This window comes from Micromonospora sp. NPDC048830, from assembly GCF_043198215.1.
GTDB lineage: Bacteria > Actinomycetota > Actinomycetes > Mycobacteriales > Micromonosporaceae > Micromonospora.
The window spans coordinates 37,150-56,761 of record NZ_JBICUP010000022.1 but is presented as its reverse complement, the minus strand read 5'-3'; the positions used below and the strand labels follow the sequence as shown (position 1 = coordinate 56,761).

At 74.9% G+C, this 19,612-nt stretch carries 19 protein-coding genes and 1 riboswitch; of the genes, 18 read left to right on the top strand and 1 reads right to left on the bottom strand.

Going from position 1 to position 19,612, the window contains the following annotated elements:
- Positions 1-55 precede the first annotated feature (55 nt).
- From ACGFIZ_RS19685 to ACGFIZ_RS19630, 12 genes are all read left to right on the top strand, one after another.
- Positions 56-1,330 (top strand): adenosylmethionine--8-amino-7-oxononanoate transaminase, encoded by a 1,275-nt coding sequence (locus ACGFIZ_RS19685; protein ID WP_393421129.1) that lies wholly within the window; start codon positions 56-58, stop codon positions 1,328-1,330.
- 62 nt (positions 1,331-1,392) lie between these two features.
- Positions 1,393-2,232, top strand: coding sequence for an orotidine-5'-phosphate decarboxylase (gene pyrF / locus ACGFIZ_RS19680; RefSeq protein ID WP_393421127.1), 840 nt, complete (start codon positions 1,393-1,395; stop codon positions 2,230-2,232).
- 174 nt (positions 2,233-2,406) lie between these two features.
- Positions 2,407-2,724 (top strand): integration host factor, actinobacterial type, encoded by a 318-nt coding sequence (gene mihF, locus ACGFIZ_RS19675; protein ID WP_347670142.1) that lies wholly within the window; start codon positions 2,407-2,409, stop codon positions 2,722-2,724.
- 50 nt (positions 2,725-2,774) lie between these two features.
- Positions 2,775-3,308: a guanylate kinase gene (locus tag ACGFIZ_RS19670; protein WP_393421125.1), complete on the top strand. Its 534-nt coding sequence runs from the start codon at positions 2,775-2,777 to the stop codon at positions 3,306-3,308.
- Between the two features lie 120 nt (positions 3,309-3,428).
- Positions 3,429-3,695, top strand: a complete 267-nt coding sequence (gene rpoZ / locus ACGFIZ_RS19665) for a DNA-directed RNA polymerase subunit omega (protein ID WP_013285517.1) — start codon at positions 3,429-3,431, stop codon at positions 3,693-3,695.
- A gap of 15 nt (positions 3,696-3,710) precedes the next feature.
- A complete protein-coding gene (gene coaBC / locus ACGFIZ_RS19660) occupies positions 3,711-4,922 on the top strand; it encodes a bifunctional phosphopantothenoylcysteine decarboxylase/phosphopantothenate--cysteine ligase CoaBC (RefSeq protein ID WP_393421123.1) in 1,212 nt (403 codons plus the stop codon).
- 82 nt (positions 4,923-5,004) lie between these two features.
- Positions 5,005-6,198 carry a methionine adenosyltransferase gene (gene metK, locus ACGFIZ_RS19655; protein WP_393421121.1) on the top strand — a complete coding sequence of 398 codons (1,194 nt, stop codon included), beginning with the start codon at positions 5,005-5,007 and terminating at the stop codon, positions 6,196-6,198.
- A gap of 59 nt (positions 6,199-6,257) precedes the next feature.
- Positions 6,258-8,168 carry a primosomal protein N' gene (locus tag ACGFIZ_RS19650; protein ID WP_393421119.1) on the top strand — a complete coding sequence of 637 codons (1,911 nt, stop codon included), beginning with the start codon at positions 6,258-6,260 and terminating at the stop codon, positions 8,166-8,168.
- 218 nt (positions 8,169-8,386) lie between these two features.
- On the top strand, positions 8,387-9,370 hold the full coding sequence (locus ACGFIZ_RS19645; protein WP_393421117.1) for an AAA family ATPase: 984 nt from the start codon (positions 8,387-8,389) through the stop codon (positions 9,368-9,370).
- A 105-nt stretch (positions 9,371-9,475) separates the two neighbouring features.
- The gene (gene def / locus ACGFIZ_RS19640; RefSeq protein WP_393421115.1) at positions 9,476-10,036 is read left to right on the top strand and encodes a peptide deformylase; all 561 of its coding nucleotides are present in this window, start codon (positions 9,476-9,478) and stop codon (positions 10,034-10,036) included.
- Between the two features lie 4 nt (positions 10,037-10,040).
- Positions 10,041-10,976 (top strand): methionyl-tRNA formyltransferase, encoded by a 936-nt coding sequence (gene fmt, locus ACGFIZ_RS19635; protein ID WP_393421113.1) that lies wholly within the window; start codon positions 10,041-10,043, stop codon positions 10,974-10,976.
- Positions 10,973-12,490 carry an RsmB/NOP family class I SAM-dependent RNA methyltransferase gene (locus ACGFIZ_RS19630; RefSeq protein WP_393421111.1) on the top strand — a complete coding sequence of 506 codons (1,518 nt, stop codon included), beginning with the start codon at positions 10,973-10,975 and terminating at the stop codon, positions 12,488-12,490. The genes fmt and ACGFIZ_RS19630 overlap by 4 nt, the downstream gene beginning before the upstream one ends.
- A 232-nt stretch (positions 12,491-12,722) precedes the next feature.
- Here the strand turns inward: ACGFIZ_RS19630 and ACGFIZ_RS19625 are convergent, their stop codons facing one another.
- Positions 12,723-13,607 carry a septum formation family protein gene (locus ACGFIZ_RS19625; protein WP_393421109.1) on the bottom strand — a complete coding sequence of 295 codons (885 nt, stop codon included), beginning with the start codon at positions 13,605-13,607 and terminating at the stop codon, positions 12,723-12,725.
- A 235-nt stretch (positions 13,608-13,842) separates the two neighbouring features.
- Between ACGFIZ_RS19625 and rpe the strand changes: the two genes are divergently transcribed.
- The 6 genes from rpe to ACGFIZ_RS19595 all read left to right on the top strand — a co-directional run bounded on the left by rpe (position 13,843) and on the right by ACGFIZ_RS19595 (position 19,611).
- The gene (gene rpe / locus ACGFIZ_RS19620) at positions 13,843-14,523 is read left to right on the top strand and encodes a ribulose-phosphate 3-epimerase (RefSeq protein ID WP_393421107.1); all 681 of its coding nucleotides are present in this window, start codon (positions 13,843-13,845) and stop codon (positions 14,521-14,523) included.
- 1 nt (position 14,524) lies between these two features.
- On the top strand, positions 14,525-15,481 hold the full coding sequence (locus tag ACGFIZ_RS19615) for a response regulator (RefSeq protein WP_393421105.1): 957 nt from the start codon (positions 14,525-14,527) through the stop codon (positions 15,479-15,481).
- Between the two features lie 79 nt (positions 15,482-15,560).
- A riboswitch (FMN riboswitch) is annotated at positions 15,561-15,727 on the top strand.
- Between the two features lie 156 nt (positions 15,728-15,883).
- Positions 15,884-16,945 carry a bifunctional diaminohydroxyphosphoribosylaminopyrimidine deaminase/5-amino-6-(5-phosphoribosylamino)uracil reductase RibD gene (gene ribD / locus ACGFIZ_RS19610; RefSeq protein WP_393421103.1) on the top strand — a complete coding sequence of 354 codons (1,062 nt, stop codon included), beginning with the start codon at positions 15,884-15,886 and terminating at the stop codon, positions 16,943-16,945.
- A 5-nt stretch (positions 16,946-16,950) separates the two neighbouring features.
- A complete protein-coding gene (locus tag ACGFIZ_RS19605) occupies positions 16,951-17,565 on the top strand; it encodes a riboflavin synthase (RefSeq protein WP_393421101.1) in 615 nt (204 codons plus the stop codon).
- Positions 17,565-18,260, top strand: coding sequence for a nicotinamide riboside transporter PnuC (pnuC, locus tag ACGFIZ_RS19600; RefSeq protein WP_393421231.1), 696 nt, complete (start codon positions 17,565-17,567; stop codon positions 18,258-18,260). The genes ACGFIZ_RS19605 and pnuC overlap by 1 nt, the downstream gene beginning before the upstream one ends.
- A 76-nt stretch (positions 18,261-18,336) precedes the next feature.
- Positions 18,337-19,611, top strand: a complete 1,275-nt coding sequence (locus tag ACGFIZ_RS19595) for a bifunctional 3,4-dihydroxy-2-butanone-4-phosphate synthase/GTP cyclohydrolase II (RefSeq protein WP_393421099.1) — start codon at positions 18,337-18,339, stop codon at positions 19,609-19,611.
- Position 19,612 lies beyond the last annotated feature (1 nt).

Sequence of the window (19,612 nt, the reverse complement as noted above, 5' to 3'; positions counted from 1 at the left end):
GCCACAACTGCAAGATCGCGGGGGCCGGGGTGGGCGCGAGAGGGGAGGAGTGCGGGTGACGCCTGAGGAGGTGCTGGCGGGGGATCGGCGGCATGTGTGGCACCCGTACGCGGCGCTGCCGCCCGCCGTGCCGCCCTACGTCGTGGAGAGCGCCCGGGGCGTACGGCTGCGGCTGGCCGACGGGCGGGAGCTGGTGGACGGGATGTCGTCGTGGTGGGCGGCGATCCACGGCTACCGGCACCCCGTGCTGGACGCGGCGGTCACCGACCAGCTCGGCCGGATGAGCCACGTGATGTTCGGCGGGCTCACCCACGAGCCGGCGGTGCGGCTGGCGGGCACGCTGGTCGAGCTGGCCCCGGCGGGGCTGGAGCGGGTCTTCCTCTGCGACTCCGGCTCGGTCAGCGTCGAGGTCGCGGTCAAGATGTGCCTGCAGTACCAGCGGGCCACCGGCCGCCCGGAGCGCCGCCGGCTGGGCACCTGGCGGGGCGGCTACCACGGCGACACGTTCCACCCGATGAGCGTCTGCGACCCGGAGGGCGGCATGCACCACCTCTGGGGCGACGTGCTGCCCCGGCAGGTCTTCGCGCCCGTCCCGCCGGGCGGCTTCGACACCCCGCCCGACCCGGCGTACGTCGCGGCGCTGGTCGACGCGGTGGAGCGGCACGCCGACGAGTTGGCCGCGGTGATCGTGGAGCCGGTGGTCCAGGGCGCCGGCGGGATGCGCTTCCACCACCCGCACTATCTGCGGGTGCTGCGCGAGGTGACCCGGGCCCAGGGCGTGCTGCTGGTGTTCGACGAGATCGCCACCGGCTTCGGCCGCACCGGGACGATGTTCGCCGCCGAGCACGCCGGGGTGAGTCCGGACGTGCTCTGCGTCGGCAAGGCGCTCACGGGCGGCTACCTGACCCTGGCGGCCGCGCTGTGCACCGCGGAGGTGGCCGAGGGCATCTCCCGCGGCGGGGTGCTGGCGCACGGGCCGACGTTCATGGGCAACCCGTTGGCGTGCGCGGTCGCGAACGCCTCCATCGGGCTGCTGCGGGCCGGGGACTGGGCCGCGCAGGTCGCGAGGGTGGGCGCGGGCCTGCGGGCCGGCCTGGAGCCGCTGCGGGGCGCTCCCGGGGTGGCCGACGTGCGGGTGCTCGGGGCGATCGGCGTGGTCCAGCTCGACCACGAGGTGGACCTGGCCCGGGCGACCGCCGCCGCGGTGGCGCAGGGGGTCTGGCTGCGGCCGTTCCGCGACCTGGTCTACGCCATGCCGCCGTACGTCGCCGACGATGCCGACGTGGCCCGGATCGCGGCCGGGATCGCCGCCGCGGTGGCGGTGGGCTGACGCCGGCGGGAGAGGGCGGCGCCCGCCGCCCCCGCGGGAACAACGAGAGAGGGGATAGCCGAATGGAGAGCTTCGGAAGCCGGTTGCACCGGGCGGTGGCGCGGCGGGGGCCGCTGTGCGTGGGCATCGACCCGCACCCGGGGCTGCTGACCCGGTGGGGGCTGCCGGACGACGTGACGGGGCTGGAGCGGTTCAGCCGCACTGTCGTGGAGGCGCTCGGCGACCGGGTGGCGGTGGTCAAACCGCAGTCGGCCTTCTTCGAGCGCTTCGGATCTCGGGGCATCGCGGTGCTTGAGTCAACTATCCGACAGTTACGGAATGCCGGCTCACTCGTCCTCCTCGACGTCAAGCGTGGGGACATCGGCTCGACCGTCGCCGCCTACGCCTCCGCGTACCTTGATCCATCCAGTCCCCTGTATGTCGATGCAGTGACGGCGAGCCCTTACCTGGGAGTAGGGTCGCTGGCCCCGATGTTCGAGCTCGCCGCAGCGCACGGTGGCGGCGTGTTCGTCCTGGCGCTGACCTCCAACCCCGAGGGGGCGGCGGTGCAGCGGGCCAGCACCGCCGACGGGCGGACCGTCGCGCAGGCCGTGATCGACCAGATTGCCCAGCTCAACCGCGATGCGGAGCCGCTCGGCAGCTTCGGCCTGGTGGTCGGGGCGACCGTCGGCGACACCGGCCACGACCTCTCCGCCGTGCGCGGTCCGCTCCTCGCTCCGGGGCTCGGCGCGCAGGGCGCGACGGCGGCGGATCTGCGTACCGTCTTCGGTTTTGGCCTTCCGTGGGTGCTGCCGTCCTATTCGCGGGAGGTGCTGCACGCCGGGCCGGACGTGGCCGCGCTGCGGGCCGCCGCCGACCGGGTCCTGACCGACTGCCGCGCGGCCCTGGGCGTCCCCGACTGAGTCGCGGCTCGGTAACTCTGCCGCGCCCGCCGCGTGCCCACGTTGCCGAATGCGCGCGCGACCGCTAGTTTTCCCCGCGCTGGGAACCACGGACCCCTTTGGTTTTCAGCGACACCACGTTTCACAGATGCGGCGTGGCATCCCGTCCGTCGCGATAGGACCTGAGGAGAACTGGTGCCCCTCCCGTCACTGACCCCCGAGCAGCGTGCCGCTGCGCTTGAAAAGGCCGCGGAGATCCGCAAGGCCCGCGCTGAGCTGAAGGAGCAGCTCAAGCAGGGCAAGACCACCCTCGCCGCCGTCCTCGAGCGGGCGGAGGGCGACGACGTCGTCGGCAAGCTCAAGGTTTCGGCCGTCCTCCAGGCGATGCCGGGCATCGGCAAGATCCGGGCGACCCAGATCATGGAGAAGCTGAAGATCGCCGACAGCCGTCGCCTGCGCGGCCTGGGCGAGCAGCAGCGCAAGGCCCTGCTCGGCGAGTTCAGCGCCAACTGACCGCGGCGGTTCGCCGCGACCTGGCCACGGCAGGCGTGTAGAAACGAGCCGTGAGCACGGATGACGAGGCGCGCCCGGCAGCTCGGCTCACCGTCCTGTCCGGCCCTTCCGGGGCCGGCGCGGACCGTGTGGCGGAGCTGTTCCGGGCGCGTTTCCCATCGGCCTGGACGCCGGTGCCGGCCACCACCCGGGCGCGCCGCGACGGTGAGGTGGACGGCGTCGACCGGTGCTTCCTCGACTCGGCGGAGTTCGACCGCCTGGCCGCCGCCGGGGAGTTGCTGGAGTGGGCCCGGATCGGGCCGTACCGGCGGGGCACGCCGGCCCGGCCCGTGTGGGCCCGGCTCGCCGCCGGCCACCCGGCGATGCTCCCGCTCGACCTCCCCGGGGCGCTCGCCCTGCGGGCGGCGTGGCCGCGCGCCCGGCTGGTCCTGCTCGCCCCTCCGGGCTGGCGGCCCGACCCGGCCGTCGCGGCGGCGGCGGACCACCTCGTGACGCACGACCTGACCGGGCAGGCGGTGGACGAGCTGGTAGGCTTGCTCGGTTCTTCCTTCCTGGCTCCGGCCCAACCGCGCCCGACCGGTTGAGAGACGGCTCAGTTGAGAGACGACTCAACCGCGCCGACGTGGTTGCCAGACCACTCAACCGCGGCCGCGCGGTTGCCCGACCACCGCGTCCGCGCGGTGGAGAGACGCAGAGGTTATTTCGTGGGATCCATCGCCACCAACCCCGAGGGCATCACCAACCCGCCGATCGACGAGCTCCTCGAGAAGACGACGTCGAAGTACGCCCTGGTGATCTTCGCCGCGAAGCGCGCCCGCCAGGTCAACGCCTACTACAGCCAGCTCGGCGAGGGTCTGCTCGAGTACGTGGGCCCGCTCGTGGAGACCACGCCCCAGGAGAAGCCCCTCTCCATCGCGATGCGCGAGATCAACGCGGGGCTGCTCACGGCCGAGCCGACCGACCAGCCGTAACCCCGCCGCGCGTCGATGTCCGCCGAGATCGTCCTCGGGGTCGGCGGCGGCATCGCCGCCTACAAGGCGTGTGAGCTGCTGCGGCTGTTCACCGAGTCGGGCCACCGCGTCCGCGTCGTGCCGACCGCGTCGGCGCTCCGCTTCGTCGGAGCGCCGACCTGGGCCGCCCTGTCCGGCCAGCCCGTGGCCGACGACGTCTGGTCCGACGTGCACGAGGTGCCGCACGTCCGGCTCGGCCAGCGGGCCGACCTGGTCGTGGTCGCCCCCGCCACCGCCGACCTGCTCGCCAAGGCCGCCCACGGCCTCGCCGACGACCTGCTCACCAACACCCTGCTCACCGCCCGGTGCCCGGTGGTGCTCGCCCCGGCGATGCACACCGAGATGTGGGAGCACCCGGCCACGGCGGCCAACGTCGCCACGCTGCGCTCCCGGGGCGTCCGGGTGATCGAGCCGGCCGTCGGCCGGCTCACCGGCGCCGACACCGGCAAGGGCCGGCTGCCCGACCCGGCGGAGATCTTCGCCGTCGCCCGGCGGGCCCTCGCCCGGGGCGTTGACGCGCCCGCCGACCTGGCCGGTCGGCACGTGGTGGTGACCGCCGGCGGCACCCGCGAGCCGCTCGACCCGGTGCGGTTCCTCGGAAACCGTTCCTCCGGCAAGCAGGGCTACGCCTTCGCCCGCGCGGCGGTCGCCCGGGGCGCCCGGGTCACCCTGATCGCCGCCAACGTGTCGCTCGCCGACCCGGCCGGCGTCGACCTGGTCCGGGTCGGCACCACCGAGGAACTGCGGACGGCCACCCTCGACGCGGCGGCCGGGGCGGACGTGGTGGTGATGGCGGCGGCGCCCGCCGATTTTCGCCCGGCCAGCTACGCCCCGGCGAAAATCAAGAAATCGGACGCCGGGCCGCCTACCATCGATCTCGTCACCAACCCGGACATCGCTGTGGAACTCGGCCGGCGGCGCCGGCCGGGTCAGGTGCTGGTGGTGTTCGCCGCGGAGACCGGCGACGCCGAGGCCAACGGCCGGGCCAAGCTCGCCCGCAAGCGGGCGGACCTCATCGTCGTCAACGAGGTCGGGCTGAACAAGGTCTTCGGCGCCGAGACGAACGCGGCGACCGTCATCGGCGCGGACGGCTCCGTGTGCGTCATACCGGAGCGCTCCAAAGAGGACCTCGCCGACGCCGTCTGGGACCTCGTGGTGCCCCGCCTGGCTGGCATGCCCGAACGGTGACTCCAACCTGACGGATCATGTTCTTCGCAAGTATGGGTGACTACACTTCCGCGGAACGACTTTTCCTTAACTTAGGAGTGCCGTGACACGCCGCCTCTTCACGTCCGAATCGGTCACGGAAGGCCACCCGGACAAGATCGCAGACCAGATCAGCGACGGCATTCTCGACGCATTGCTCACCCAGGACGCGCACAGTCGCGTGGCCGTCGAGACCCTGATCACCACCGGCCAGGTGCACGTCGCGGGTGAGGTGACGACCAAGGCCTACGCAGACATCCCGAGCATCGTCCGGGAGACGATCCTCGACATCGGCTACGACTCCTCGAAGAAGGGCTTCGACGGGGCGTCCTGCGGTGTCAGCGTCTCCATCGGCGCGCAGTCCCCGGACATCGCGCAGGGCGTCGACAACGCGATGGAGCTTCGTACCGGGACGTCGGAGAGCGCGCTGGACGCGCAGGGCGCCGGCGACCAGGGCATGATGTTCGGCTTCGCCTGCTCCGAGACGCCCGAGCTGATGCCGCTGCCGATCGCGCTGGCGCACCGGCTGGCCCGCCGCCTGACCGCGATGCGCAAGGACGGCACGATCCCGTACCTGCGCCCGGACGGCAAGACGCAGGTCACCATCGAGTACGAGGGGCTGCGCCCGGTCCGGCTGAACACGGTCGTCGTGTCCAGCCAGCACGCGGCCGACATCTCGCTGGAGTCGCTGCTCACCCCGGACGTGCGCGACCACGTCATCGCCCCCGAGCTGGAGAGCCTGGGCCTGGACACCGACGGCTACCGGCTGCTGGTCAACCCGACCGGGCGCTTCGAGATCGGCGGCCCGATGGGTGACGCCGGTCTCACCGGCCGGAAGATCATCGTCGACACGTACGGCGGGTACGCCCGCCACGGCGGCGGCGCGTTCTCCGGCAAGGACCCGTCCAAGGTCGACCGGTCGGCCGCGTACGCGATGCGCTGGGTGGCCAAGAACGTGGTCGCCGCCGGCTTGGCCGAGCGCTGCGAGGCGCAGGTCGCGTACGCGATCGGCAAGGCCCACCCGGTGAGCCTGTTCATCGAGACGTTCGGCACCGAGACCGTGCCGGTCGCCTCGATCGAGAAGGCCGTCGGCGAGGTGTTCGACCTGCGTCCGGCCGCCATCATCCGGGACCTGAACCTGCTCCGCCCGATCTACCGGCAGACCGCGGCGTACGGCCACTTCGGCCGGGAACTGCCCGACCTGACCTGGGAGAGCACCGACCGGGCCGCCGACCTCAAGTCGGCCGCGGGAGCCTGACCGGCACCAGGCGTAGCGACCGGCGGCCCGCGGACGGGTCGCCGGTCGCTCGCGTCTGCGTGGACGTGCCGCTCGCCCACCTGGACCGCCCCTTCGACTACCTGGTCCCCGCCGAGCTGGACGCCGTCGCCGCGCCCGGCGTCCGGGTCAAGGTGCGCTTCGCCGGCCAGCTCGTCGACGGCTGGCTGCTGGAGCGGGCCGACGACTCGGGGCACACCGGGCGGCTGGCGTACCTGGAGAAGGTGGTCTCGCCGGAGCCCGTGCTCGCCCCGGAGATCGCCCGGCTCGCCCGGGCCGTCGCCGACCGGTACGCCGGCAGCCTCGCCGACGTGCTCCGGCTGGCCGTGCCGCCCCGGCACGCCCGCGTGGAGAAGGAACCCCACGCCCCGGCGCAGCCCCCCGCCCCCCTCGACCCGCCGGAGGCGGCCGGCTGGCGCGCGTACCCCGCCGGGCCGGCCTTCCTGCGCGCCCTGACCGACGGCCGCACCGCCCGCGCGGTCTGGTCCGCGCTGCCCGGCGAGGACTGGCCCGCCCGGTACGCCGAGGCGGTCGCCGCCACCGTGGCCGGCGGGCGCGGCGCGGTGGTCGTGGTGCCCGACGCCCGGGACCTCGACCGCCTCGACGCGGCGCTGACCGCGGCGCTCGGCCCCGGCCGGCACGTCAGCCTCGCCGCCGCGGCCGGCCCGGCCCGGCGCTACCGGGCGTTCCTGGCCGCCCGCCGCGGCGACGTCGCCGTGGTGGCCGGCACCCGCGCCGCGATGTTCGCCCCGGTCCACCGGCTCGGCCTCGTCGCCATCGTCGACGACGGCGACGACCTGCACGCCGAGCCGCGCGCTCCCTACCCGCACGCCCGGGAGGTGCTGCTCACCCGCGCCCAGCTCGCCGGCGCGGCGGCCCTGGTCGGCGGGTACGCCCGCAGCGCCGAGGCGCAGCTGCTGGTGGAGACCGGCTGGGCCCGGGAGGTGGTGGCCGACCGGGCCACCCTGCGGGCGCGTACCCCGGCCATCACGCCGACCGGCGACGACCCGCAACTGGCCCGCGACCCCGGCGCCGCGACCGCCCGGCTGCCCAGCCTGGCCTGGGCCGCCGCCCGGGACGCGGTGCGCGCCGACGCCCCGGTGCTGGTCCAGGTGCCCCGCCGTGGCTACGTGCCCTCGGTCTCCTGCGCCGACTGCCGCGCCCCGGCGCGCTGCCCGCACTGCGCCGGCCCGCTGGCCCTGCCCTCGGCCGCCGGCCCGCCCACCTGCCGCTGGTGCGGGCGGGTGACCGCCGCGTACGCCTGCCCCGAGTGCGACGGGCGGCGGCTGCGCGCGGCCGTCACTGGGGCCCGGCGGACCGCCGAGGAGCTGGGCCGGGCCTTCCCCGGCGTGCCGGTGCGCACGTCCGGCCGGGAGGAGGTGCTGACCACCGTGCCCGGCGGGGCCGGCCTCGTCGTGGCCACGCCGGGGGCCGAGCCGGTCGCCGAGGGTGGCTACGGCGCGGTCCTGCTGCTCGACTCGTGGGCCCTGCTCACCCGGGCCGACCTGCGGGCCGGGGAGGAGGCGCTGCGGCGCTGGCTCGCGGCCGCCGCGTTGGCCCGGCCCGCCGCGGCCGGCGGCCGGGTGGTGGTGGTCGCCGACGGCGCGCTGGCGCCGGTGCAGGCGCTGCTGCGCTGGGACGCCGCCTGGTTCGCCGCCCGGGAGCTGGCCGAGCGGCGCGAGCTGGGTTTCCCGCCCGCGGTGCGGATGGCCAGCGTCACCGGCCCGGCCGACGCCGTGGCCGACCTGCTGGCCGAGGCCCGGCTGCCCGAGGACGCCGAGGTGCTCGGCCCGGTTCCCGCCGACGGCGACCGGGAGCGGATGCTGGTCCGGGTGCCCCGGGCCCGGGCGGCGGCGCTCGCCGGGGCGCTGCACACCGCGGCCGGGGTCCGCGCCGCCCGCAAGGCGGCCGACCCGGTACGCCTCCAGGTCGACCCGCTGACGCTGTTCTGAAACCGCCACCCTTCCGTTCCGGGCGTCGTCACGATCCGTGTTGGGTAAGCGTGATAGCATCGCCCGTCATGCCCGGGCGTACGGCGGCTCCAGGTCGCGGCACGGTGCCAGACGCGCCAAGCCGGAGTCGTCGCAGGATCGTGACGATGGCGGAAAGGGCGTCGGAAGCGACGCCATTCGATGATGTCAATCAGCCGGTGAGCAGGGGTGGACCAGTCGTGACCCTTCGTCAGTCGATCGTCTTCAACGGTGACCTCGGCAGCGGCAAGAGCACCGTCTCCATCGAGATCGCCAAGCGGCTGGGGCTGCGCCGGGTCAGCGTCGGCGACCTCTACCGCCAGATGGCGCAGGAGCGGCAGATGACCGCGCTCCAGCTCAACCTGCACGCCGAGCTCGACCACGCCGTCGACGGCTACGTCGACCAGCTCCAGCAGGACATCGCCGCCTCCGGCGAACGCCTCGTCATGGACTCCCGGCTGGCGTGGCACTTCTTCACCGACGCGCTCAAGGTGCACATGATCACCGAGCCGAGCGAGGCGGCCCGCCGGGTGCTGGCCCGCCCCTCCGGCCCGGCCGAGAGCTACACCTCCCTGGAGGAGGCGAAGGTCAAGCTGCACGAGCGCAGCGAGAGCGAGCGGGGCCGGTTCATCGTCCGCTACGGCGTCGACAAGGCCCGGCTGCGCAACTACGACCTGATCTGCGACACCACCCGGGCCAACCCGGAGCAGGTGATCGAGCACATCGTCGACGTGTACGAGGGCCGGCTCGGCGCCGACGTGCTCCGCGACGGCGCGCCGCTGCTGCTGCTCGACCCGACCCGGGTCTACCCGACCGAGGAGGTCGGCGCCCTGCGCGGGCTGTGGGACTCCGGGTTCGTCGGCGAGGTCGCCCGCGCCGGGGACGAGGCGCTGGAGCCGCTGGGGATCGGCTACACGGGGCGGTACTTCTACGTCGTCGACGGTCACCGCCGCCTCAGCGCCGCCATCCAGAACGGCTTCCCGCTGGTGCCGGCCCGGCTGGTCGCCGAGGCCGACGAGCCGGTGGTCGGCGGGATGCGCGCCGTGGACTACTTCGCTGCCCAGGTCCGCCCCAGCACCGTGTACGACTGGGAGGCGGCGCACGGGACCCGGTTGCCGCTGCCGGAGCACTGCCTGCTCGCCGGGGACGCCGTGCTCGCCGGCGATTCCGCACCCGGCGCCTGAGCGCCACCGATCGCCGTACGCCGGCCGGGGCCGCTCCGGCCACTTTCGTAGACTGGGTCCGGCCACTGTCGTATCACCGCCGCCCAGCCGAAGGAGCCACCCCGCGTGACCGTCCAGCCCATCCGTCTGTTCGGCGATCCGGTGCTGCGCACCCCGGCCGACCCGGTGGTCGACTTCGACGCCGAGCTGCGCAGGCTCATCGCCGACCTGACCGACACGATGCGTGAGCAGAGCGGCGCCGGCCTCGCCGCGCCCCAGCTCGGCGTGGGCCTGCGGGTGTTCACCTTCGACGTCGACGACGTGCTCGGCCACCTGGTCAACCCGGTGCTGGAGTTCCCCGACGAGGAGGAACAGGACGGCCCGGAGGGCTGCCTGTCCATCCCCGGGCTCTACTTCGACACCAAGCGCCGGCAGAACGTGGTCGCCAAGGGCTTCAACGGCTACGGGGACCCGGTGCAGATCGTCGGCACCGGCCTGATGGCCCGCTGCGTGCAGCACGAGACCGACCACCTCGACGGGGTGCTCTTCGTCGACCGGCTCGACCCGGCCGGCCGCAAGGAGGCGATGAAGGCGATCCGCCAGGCGGAGTGGTACGACCCCGCCGCCCCGCCGACCGTCAAGCTCACCCCCCACGCCGCCGGCAACCCGTTCGGCCTGGGGCGGTGATCCGGTGCGCCTGATCTTCGCCGGCACGCCGGCCGTCGCCGTACCCGCCCTGGCCGCCGTCGCGGCCTCCGGCCACGAGCTGCTCGCCGTGGTCACCCGCCCCGACGCCCCGGCTGGTCGGGGCCGGGGTCTCGTCCGCTCGCCGGTCGGCGCGTGGGCCGACGAGCACGGCGTCGAGGTGCTCACCCCGGCGCGCCCGCGCGAGCCCGAGTTCCTCGACCGGCTGCGCGAGCTGGCCCCGGACTGCGTCCCGGTCGTGGCGTACGGCGCGCTGGTGCCGCCGGCCGCGCTGGAGATCCCCCGGCACGGCTGGATCAACCTGCACTTCTCCCTGCTGCCCGCCTGGCGCGGGGCGGCCCCCGTCCAGCACGCCGTGTTGCACGGCGACGAGCTGACCGGGGCCAGCGTCTTCCAGTTGGAACAGGGGCTGGACACCGGCCCCGTCTACGGCACCCTCACCGACGAGATCCGCCCGACGGACACCTCCGGGGACCTGCTGGAGCGGCTCGCCCACTCCGGGGCCGGTCTGCTGGTCGCGGTCCTCGACGCGATCGGGGCGGGCACCGCGCGGGCCGAGCCGCAGCCCGCCGACGGGGTGTCGCTGGCGCCGAAGCTGACGGTGGAGGACGCGCGGGTGCGCTGGGCCGACCCGGCGTTCGCGGTGGACCGGCGGATCCGGGCCTGCACGCCGGCGCCCGGCCCGTGGACCACGTTTCGCGGCGAGCGGGTCAAGCTCGGCCCGGTCACGCCGGTGGCGTCGCCGGCCGGGGGCCCGGAGCTGAAGCCCGGCGAGCTGCTGGTGGGGAAGTCCCGGGTGCTGGCCGGCACGGCCACCGCCCCGGTCCGCCTCGGCGAGGTGCGGGCCGCGGGCAAGCGGGTCATGCCGGCGGTCGACTGGGCGCGTGGCGCCCGGGTCGCCGCCGGGGAGGAGCTCGCGTGACGGGGCCGGCGGAGAGCCCGCGACAGGCACCTGCCGGCGGCCGCGGTAGCGCAGACCGGCGGGGCGGCGCAGACCGGCCGAGCGGCGGGGACCGGCGGGGCGGCGGGGGCTGGCGGGGCGGCGGGGACCGGCAGGGCGGCCGTCGGCCCGCGCGGCCGGTGGCCGACCTGCCCCGGCACGTCGCGTACGAGGCCGTCGCGGCGGTGCACCGCGACGACGCGTACGCCAACCTGGTGCTGCCGGCGATGCTGCGCGACGCCGGGCTCACCGGCCGGGACGCCGCCTTCGCCACCGAGCTGACGTACGGCACCCTGCGGCACACCGGCACCCTCGACGCGATCCTCGGGGCCGCCGCCGGGCGGGACGTCGCCCGGATCGACCCGCCGGTGCGCGACGCGCTGCGGCTGGGCGCGTACCAGCTGCTGCACACCCGGGTGCCGCCGCACGCGGCGGTCTCCTCGACGGTCGACCTGGTCCGCGCGGTCGGCCCCGGCGCCACCGGGTTCGCCAACGCGGTGCTGCGCGAGGTCGCCACCGGCGACGTCGACACCTGGGTGGCGAAGCTCGCCCCGGACGCGGAGGCCGACCCGATCGGGCACCTGGCCCTGGCGTACAGCCACCCGCAGTGGATCGTCCGGGCGTTCGCCGAGGCGCTCGGCGGCGACCTGGGCGAGACCACCCGCCTGCTGATCGAGGACAACGAGCGCCCGCCGGTGCACCTGTGCGCCCGGCCGGGCCGGGCCGACGCGGCCGAGCTGGCCGACGAGGTCGGCGGCGCGCCCGGCGCCTTCTCCCCGTACGCGGTCTACCTGCCGGGCGGCGCGCCGGGCGACCTGCGGGCGGTGACCGAGGGACGGGCGCACGTCCAGGACGAGGGCTCCCAGCTGGTCGCCAACGCCCTCGCGGACGCGCCCCTGGACGGCCCGGACGCGCACTGGCTCGACCTGTGCGCCGGGCCGGGCGGCAAGTCCGGCCTGCTCGGCGCGCTGGCCGCGCAGCGCGGCGCGGAGCTGACCGCGGTCGAGGTGGCGGAGCACCGGGCCCGGCTGGTCGCCCAGGCCACCCGGGGGCTGCCGGTGACCGTGCTGAACACCGACGGGCGCACGGTCGGCGGCGATCCGCAGCTGCCGGAGGGGCACTTCGACCGGGTGCTGGTGGACGCCCCGTGCACCGGGTTGGGCGCGCTGCGCCGCCGGCCGGAGTCCCGCTGGCGGCGGCAGCCGTCGGACCTGCCGCCGCTGACCCGGCTGCAGCGGGAGTTGCTGTCGGCGGCGCTGCGGGCGGCGCGTCCGGGCGGCCTGGTCGCCTACGTGACCTGCTCCCCGCACACCGTCGAGACGCATGTGACGGTGACCGAGGCGGCCCGCCGGTCCGGGGTGCCGGCGGACTTCGTCGACGCCCGGCCGCTGCTGCCGGCCGGCATGCCCGGGCTGGGGGACGGGCCGAGCGTGCAGCTGTGGCCGCACCGGCACGGCACGGATGCCATGTTCCTCGCGGTGCTGCGCCGCGGCTGAGCGGCACCGGCCCCGCCGGGGTCGGGTGACGGAACGACGCCGGGGCCGAGCGGGATAGCTCGGCCCCGGCGACCATCTGTGTCCCGCCCCGCGGCTTACGGCAGGTCCCCGCCCCGGCCGGGCTCAGCGTTGTTCCGGCCGGCCGGGCTCAGCCTCGCCTCCGACCCGGGTGGGGTTCAGAGTCCTGCTCCGGCCCGGGCGGGTCAGCCCTGTCCCGCCCGGGCGGGCGGGATCAGCGGATCGGCAGGCCCTTGGTGCCGGCGCCCTTGAGCGAGCGGGTGAGGTCGCGGTCGACCCAGAGGAAGCACTGCACGCCCCGGTTGCCGTCCGTCCACGCCGCCTCGAAGGCGTGGTAGAAGATCGTCCCCGCCCGGTACTCCAGGTCCCCGTTGTTCGGCACCTTCACGTACGAGGCGATCAGGGAGCGGCAGCCCCGGTGGATGCGCAGCCGGTTGTTGTCGATCTGGTTGAAGGCGACGTCCGGGGCCTGGTAGACGCCGACGAACTCGGCCCGGTGCTTCCTGGTGCACGGGACCGCCGTCATCTCGTCCACGGTGCTGTTCTTGATCTTCGGCTGGAAGCAGCGGTGCGCCAGCGGGGAGTTGCCGCTCAGCGCGCCCTTGAGGCTGGCGGTGCGCGGGACGACGCTGGAGTCGTCCACGCTCTCCACCTCGTTGAGGTCGCAGCGGAACCACCGGGCCCCGCCCTTCCACGCCTGCCGCGACGGGAAGACCGTGGAGAGGAAGAGTCGGCCCGAGCGCCAGTCGGCGCCCACCGCCTTGTTGACCTCCCGGTCACACTCGGCGCGCACCGCCTTGATCCCGGCGGACCCGGCGGCCGGGGGAGTGCTCCGGTCGGCGGCCGCCCCGGTCACCGTTCCGACGTGGATCGTCTCCACCCGGTGGGACGTCCCGCAGTCCACCGGGTTGTAGGCGGAGAGATAGCCGACCTCCTGGACCGCGGGGTGACAGGTGCCGACAGCCGGCACGAACGGCGCCGGGGCGGCCATCCCCTTCCAGTCGTCGACGAGATCGCCGTCCACCCCGCCCGGCGCGCCGCAGCCGGCCAGCGCCGCCACCGTCGCACCGACGGCGACCGCCGTCCACCATCGCCGCATTGGTCGACCTCCCCGTCGCTCGTGGTGCGGTGCCACCGCCCGGCCCGGCCCCACGGACCGTCGGCCTCCGGCGCCCACGGAGCGCGAGCATACGGCACCGACGCCCGGATCGCGGGTAGCCCCTGCGGCTCGGCGCCCCGCACCGAACGGGTGAGCCCACGGCCGTCGCCGCCCGGGAGACCGCGCACGTACCGGCCGCGGCGAGCGGCCGATCGCGCGTTCGTACACTTGCCCGGTGACCGTACCGCCGCCGATCGTCGCACCCAGCATCCTCGCCGCCGACTTCGCCCGCCTCGCCGAGGAGGTCCGCGCCGTCGAGGACGCCGCGGACTGGCTGCACGTGGACGTCATGGACAACCACTTCGTGCCGAACCTGACCATCGGGCTGCCCGTGGTGCAGAGCCTGCGGGCGGCGACCAGGCTCCCGTTCGACGTGCACCTGATGATCACCGACCCGCGCCGGTGGGCCCCCGGGTACGCCGACGCCGGGGCGTACAACGTCACCTTCCACGCCGAGGCGTGCGACAACCCGGTGGCGCTGGCCAAGGACCTGCGGGCGGCCGGGGCGAAGGCCGGGCTGGCGATCGACCGGGACACCCCGATCGAGCCGTACCTGGAGCTGCTGCCCAGCTTCGACACCCTGCTGATCATGACGATCAAGGCCGGCTTCGGTGGGCAACGGTTCATCCCCGAGCTGCTGGACAAGGTCCGCGCCGCCCGGCGGCACGTCGACGCCGGCCACCTGGAGCTGCGCATCGAGGTCGACGGCGGGATCGCCGCCGACACCATCGAGCAGGCGGCCGCCGCCGGCGCGGACGCCTTCGTCGCCGGCACCGCGGTCTACGGCGCCGAGGACCCCGCCGAGGCGGTCCGCAAACTGCGGGACCTGGCACGACGCGCGGTCGCCGGGGCCTGAGATGGAACCGTCCGGCGAGCGACCCGATGTCATCCTCGTCGTCGACGACGACGCGGACATCGCCCGGTTCGTCGAGTTCAACCTCCGGCTGCACGGCTTCGAGGTGCTGCACGCCAGCGACGGCCAGGAGGCCCTGGAGGTCATCGAACGGCAGCGGCCCGACCTGGCCGTGGTGGACCTGATGATGCCGCGCATCGACGGCCTGGAGCTGACCCGCCGGCTGCGCGCCGACCCGATGACCTCCGCCCTGCCGGTGATCATGTTGACCGCCAAGGGCATGACCTCGGACAAGGTCAACGGCCTCAGCGCCGGCGCCGACGACTACCTGGTCAAGCCGTTCGACACGGCCGAGTTGGTGGCCCGGGTCAGCTCCACCCTGCGCCGCAACAAGGAGTTCCGCGAGGTCTCCCCGCTGACCGGCCTGCCCGGCAACAGCCGGATCCGCCGGGAGATCAGCGACCGGGTACGCAGCGGCGTGGACTACGCCGTCGGCTACGTCGACATCGACCGGTTCAAGAGCGTCAACGACCGGTACGGCTTCGTCCGGGGCGACGAGTTCATCTCGGCGCTGGCCCGCAGCCTGCACCGGGCGGTCGTCTCGCTCGGGCTGCCGCCGGCCTTCCTCGGCCACGTCGGCGGCGACGACTTCGTCATCGTGTGCAGCCCGGAGCAGATCCGGCCGCTCACCTCCCGCGCCGTCGTGGACTTCGAGACCTCGGCCGACCGGCTCTACGACCCGGCCGACGCCGAGCGCGGCTACGTCGAGTTGAAGGACCGCCGGGGCAACATCCGGCGCGCGGCGCTGGTCACCCTCTCGATCGGGGTCTGCGTCTCCGACGCGCAGAAGCGGTTCACCAACCCACTTGAGGCCATCGCCGTCGCCTCCGAGATGAAGTCGGTCGCCAAGAGCCAACCCGGGTCGTACGTGGCCGTCGACCGGCGGCGCGGAGTCACCTGAGCCTCCGGGTGACTGTGAGGTAGGTCGCCTCCAGGCAGACGCTTGCCGCCCGGCGTGCAACACTTCGGGGGTACCCACCACGCGCTGGCGGGACTCGGTGTAATTCCGAACCGGCGGTGATCCACGGTCCGACCGTGGTAAGCCCGCGACCCGGTCGGCTCTGCCGCCCGGTGGACCTGGTGAGAATCCAGGGCCGACGGTTGGGGCGGCTGCCGCCCCAGACAGTCCGGATGGGAGACAGCGCGCGGGACGGGGCGGGTCCGTGTCGGCCGCTGCGTGTCGGCCGCCGCGCGGGCTCCCCGGGGCCGGCTCCGCCGTTTCCGGGCTCCGCCGCCGCCTGCCCGCGGCCATCCCCCTGACCGCCAGCGCCGGACCGGCGAGCGAGAGGGCAGGACAGGGCGGATGGCCAGCGTCCCCGTCGACGAGGCGATGCGTCGGGCGATCGCGCTCGCGGCCCGCGGGCTCGGCACGACCAGTCCCAACCCGGTCGTCGGCTGCGTGCTGCTCGACGCGGGCGGCGAGGTCGTCGGGGAGGGCTTCCACGCGTACGCGGGCGGGCCGCACGCCGAGATCGTCGCGCTCGCCCAGGCGGGCGAACGGGCCCGGGGCGGCACCGCCGTGGTCACCCTGGAGCCCTGCGACCACACCGGCCGCACCGGCCCGTGCAGCCTCGCCCTCATCCAGGCCGGCGTGGCCCGGGTGGTGGTCGCCGTGCCCGACCCCAACCCCGTCGCCTCCGGCGGGGCCGCCACCCTGCGCGCCGCCGGCGTCGCCGTCGAGGTCGGGCTGCGCGCCGCCGAGGCCGAGGCCGGCAACGTCGCCTGGCTGACCTCGATGCGCCGGGGCTGGCCGTACGTGATCTGGAAGTACGCCGCGACGCTGGACGGGCGCTCCGCCGCCGCCGACGGCACCAGCATGTGGATCACCTCCGAGGCGGCCCGGATCGACGTGCACGCCCTGCGCGGCACCGTCGACGCGGTGATCGCCGGGGTGGGCACCGTGCTGGCCGACGACCCCCGGCTCACCGCCCGCAACCTGCGCGACGGCAGCCTGGCCATCCGGCAGCCGCTGCGGGTCGTGGTCGACTCGTCGGGGCGTACCCCCGCCGACGCCCGGGTCCGCGACGGCGCCGCCCGGACCTGGGTCGCCACCGCCGCCGAGGTCGGGGCCGACCCGGACGGCCGGGTCGACCTGCCGGCGCTGCTCGCGGAACTGCACCACCGGGGCGTGCGGGCGGCGCTGCTGGAGGGCGGGCCCCGGCTGGCCGGCGCGTTCCTCGCCGCCGGCCTCGTCGACCGGATCGTCGGGTACGTCGCGCCGAAGCTGCTCGGCGCGGGCCCGACCGCGCTGCTCGACGCCGGCGTGGGCACGATCGCCGACGCCATCGACCTGGAACTCACCGACGTCACGCAGGTCGGCCCCGACCTGCGGATCACCGCGCTGCCCCGAAAGAAGGAGGGTTAGCTGACATGTTCACCGGCATCGTCGAGGAGCTGGGCGAGGTCGTCCGGGTCGCCGACACGGGGGGCGACTCCGCGCTGGTCGCCATCCGCGGCCCCCTGGTCACCGCGGACGCCCGGCACGGCGACTCCATCGCCGTCAACGGGGTCTGCCTCACCGTGGTCGACGTCGACGGCGGCGTCTTCACGGCCGACGTGATGGGCGAGACCCTGCGCCGCTCCGCCCTCGGCGCCCTGCGCCCGGGCGACCCGGTCAACCTGGAGCGCGCCGCCGCGCTGAACAGCCGGCTCGGCGGGCACATCGTGCAGGGCCACGTGGACGGCGTCGGCGAGGTGCTGTCCCGGGAGCCGGCCGCGCAGTGGGAGACGGTCCGCTTCCGCCTCCCCACCGACCTCGCCCGGTACGTGGTGGAGAAGGGCTCGGTCACCGTCGACGGGGTCTCGCTGACCGTGGCGCAGGTCGGGGCGGACTGGTTCACCGTCGGGCTGATCCCCACCACGCTCAAGCTCACCACCCTCGGCTCCCGGGGCGTCGGCGCCCCGGTCAACCTGGAGGTCGACGTGCTGGCCAAGTACGTCGAGCGGCTGCTCGGCGACCGGCTGGCCGGCGGGGGCGCGCGGTGATCGGCCCGCTCGGCTGGCTGCTCGACGCCCAGGTGGACGTCGCCGGCTCGCCGGTGCTGGTCCGGGAGATCGTCGGCAACGTCTTCGGGCTGGCCTCCGCCCTGCTCGGCCTGCGCCGGCTGGTCTGGGCCTGGCCGGTCGGCATGGTCGGCAACGCGCTGCTGTTCACCGTCTTCCTCGGCGGGGTGTTCGCCACCCCGCAGGAGCACGACCTGTACGGCCAGGCCGGCCGGCAGGTCTTCTTCTTCGCCGTCAGCCTCTACGGCTGGTGGCGCTGGCGGCGCAACCGCCGCCTCGGGGTCGCCGGCGACCGGGCGGTCGCGCCGCGCTGGGCCACCGGCCGGGAGCGCCTCGGCCTGCTGGCGGCCGCCGTGGCCGGCACCGCCGCCGCGTACCCGGTGCTGGCCGCGCTCGGCTCCTGGGGGCCGCTGCCGGACGCCTGGATCCTCACCGGCAGCCTGCTGGCCACGTACGGCATGGCGCGCGGCTGGGTGGAGTTCTGGCTGGTCTGGATCGCGGTGGACGCCGTCGGCGTGCCGCTGCTGCTGCGCGGGGGCTTCTACCCGTCGGCCGCCATGTACCTCGTCTACGGCGGGTTCTGCGTGTGGGGCCTCCTCGCCTGGTGGCGGACGTCCCGCACCGCCCGCCCGGCCGACGCCCCGATCCCGCCCACCTACTCGGAGGCAGTGGCATGAGCGAGCGAAGCGAGCGAATCATCAGGCTCAGTGCCGTGGTGGCTCATGACGGCGCGGAACGAAGTGGAGTGCCGGCATGAGCGAGCGAACCACCTTCGCCAGCATCGAGCAGGCGGTGGCCGACATCGCCGCCGGCCGTCCCGTGGTCGTGGTCGACGACGCCGACCGGGAGAACGAGGGGGATCTCATCTTCGCGGCTGAGCTCGCCACCCCGGCGCTGGTCGCGTTCATGGTCCGCTACACCTCCGGCTACATCTGCGTGCCGCTCACCGAGAGCGAGTGCGACCGGCTGGACCTGCCGCCGATGCACCACACCAACCAGGACCGCCGGGGCACCGCGTACACGGTGACGGTGGACGCCCGGGAGGGGGTCAGCACCGGCATCTCGGCGGCCGACCGGGCGCACACCATCCGGCTGCTCGCCGCCCCGTCGACCGTACCGACCGACCTGGCGCGGCCCGGGCACGTCGTGCCGCTGCGTGCTCGCGAGGGCGGGGTGCTGCGCCGGCCCGGGCACACCGAGGCGGCGGTCGACCTGACCCGGCTGGCCGGCCTGCGCCCGGCCGGCGTGCTCTGCGAGCTGGTCAACGACGACGGCACCATGATGCGCCTGCCCGACCTGGAGAAGTTCTGCGCCGAGCACGGGCTGACCCTGGTCACCATCGCCGACCTGATCGCCCACCGGCGGCGCACGGAGAAGCAGGTGGAGCAGGTGGCGTCGGCCCGCATGCCCACCCCGTACGGGGTGTTCCGGGCGCTGGGCTACCGCGCCGAGCACGATCCCGCCGAGCACATCGCCCTGGTCATGGGCGACCTTGGCGACGGGCGGGACGTGCTGGTGCGGGTGCACTCCGAGTGCCTCACCGGGGACGTGTTCGGCTCGCTGCGCTGCGACTGCGGGCCACAGTTGCAGGCCGCCCTGGCCCGGGTCGCCCAGGAGGGGCGCGGGGTGGTGCTCTACGTACGCGGACACGAGGGGCGGGGGATCGGCCTGCTGCACAAGCTCCAGGCGTACCAGCTCCAGGACCGGGGCCGGGACACGGTGGACGCCAACCTCGACCTGGGGCTGCCGGCCGACGCCCGGGACTACGGCACCGGCGCGCAGATCCTCTACGACCTCGGCGTCCGGTCGATGCGGCTGCTGACCAACAACCCGGCCAAGCGGGCCGGGCTGGAGGGGTACGGGCTGACGGTCACCGGCCGCGAGGGGCTGCCGGTGCGCCCGCACCCGGAGAACGTGCGCTACCTGCGCACCAAGCGGGACCGGATGGGTCACCTGCTGGACGAGTTGGACGAGGTGACCGAGGCGCCGTCGGGGCGCCCGGCCACCGGCGACGAGATCGGAGCGTAGC

Coding starts and splice junctions, on each gene's coding strand:
- coaBC (WP_393421123.1), top strand. CDS start 3,711: ATGTCCGCCGAGATCGTCCTCGGGGTCGGCGGCGGCATCGCCGCCTAC.
- ACGFIZ_RS19595 (WP_393421099.1), top strand. CDS start 18,337: ATGAGCGAGCGAACCACCTTCGCCAGCATCGAGCAGGCGGTGGCCGAC.
- ACGFIZ_RS19605 (WP_393421101.1), top strand. CDS start 16,951: ATGTTCACCGGCATCGTCGAGGAGCTGGGCGAGGTCGTCCGGGTCGCC.
- pyrF (WP_393421127.1), top strand. CDS start 1,393: ATGGAGAGCTTCGGAAGCCGGTTGCACCGGGCGGTGGCGCGGCGGGGG.
- ACGFIZ_RS19625 (WP_393421109.1), bottom strand. CDS start 13,607: ATGCGGCGATGGTGGACGGCGGTCGCCGTCGGTGCGACGGTGGCGGCG.
- ribD (WP_393421103.1), top strand. CDS start 15,884: ATGGCCAGCGTCCCCGTCGACGAGGCGATGCGTCGGGCGATCGCGCTC.
- ACGFIZ_RS19615 (WP_393421105.1), top strand. CDS start 14,525: ATGGAACCGTCCGGCGAGCGACCCGATGTCATCCTCGTCGTCGACGAC.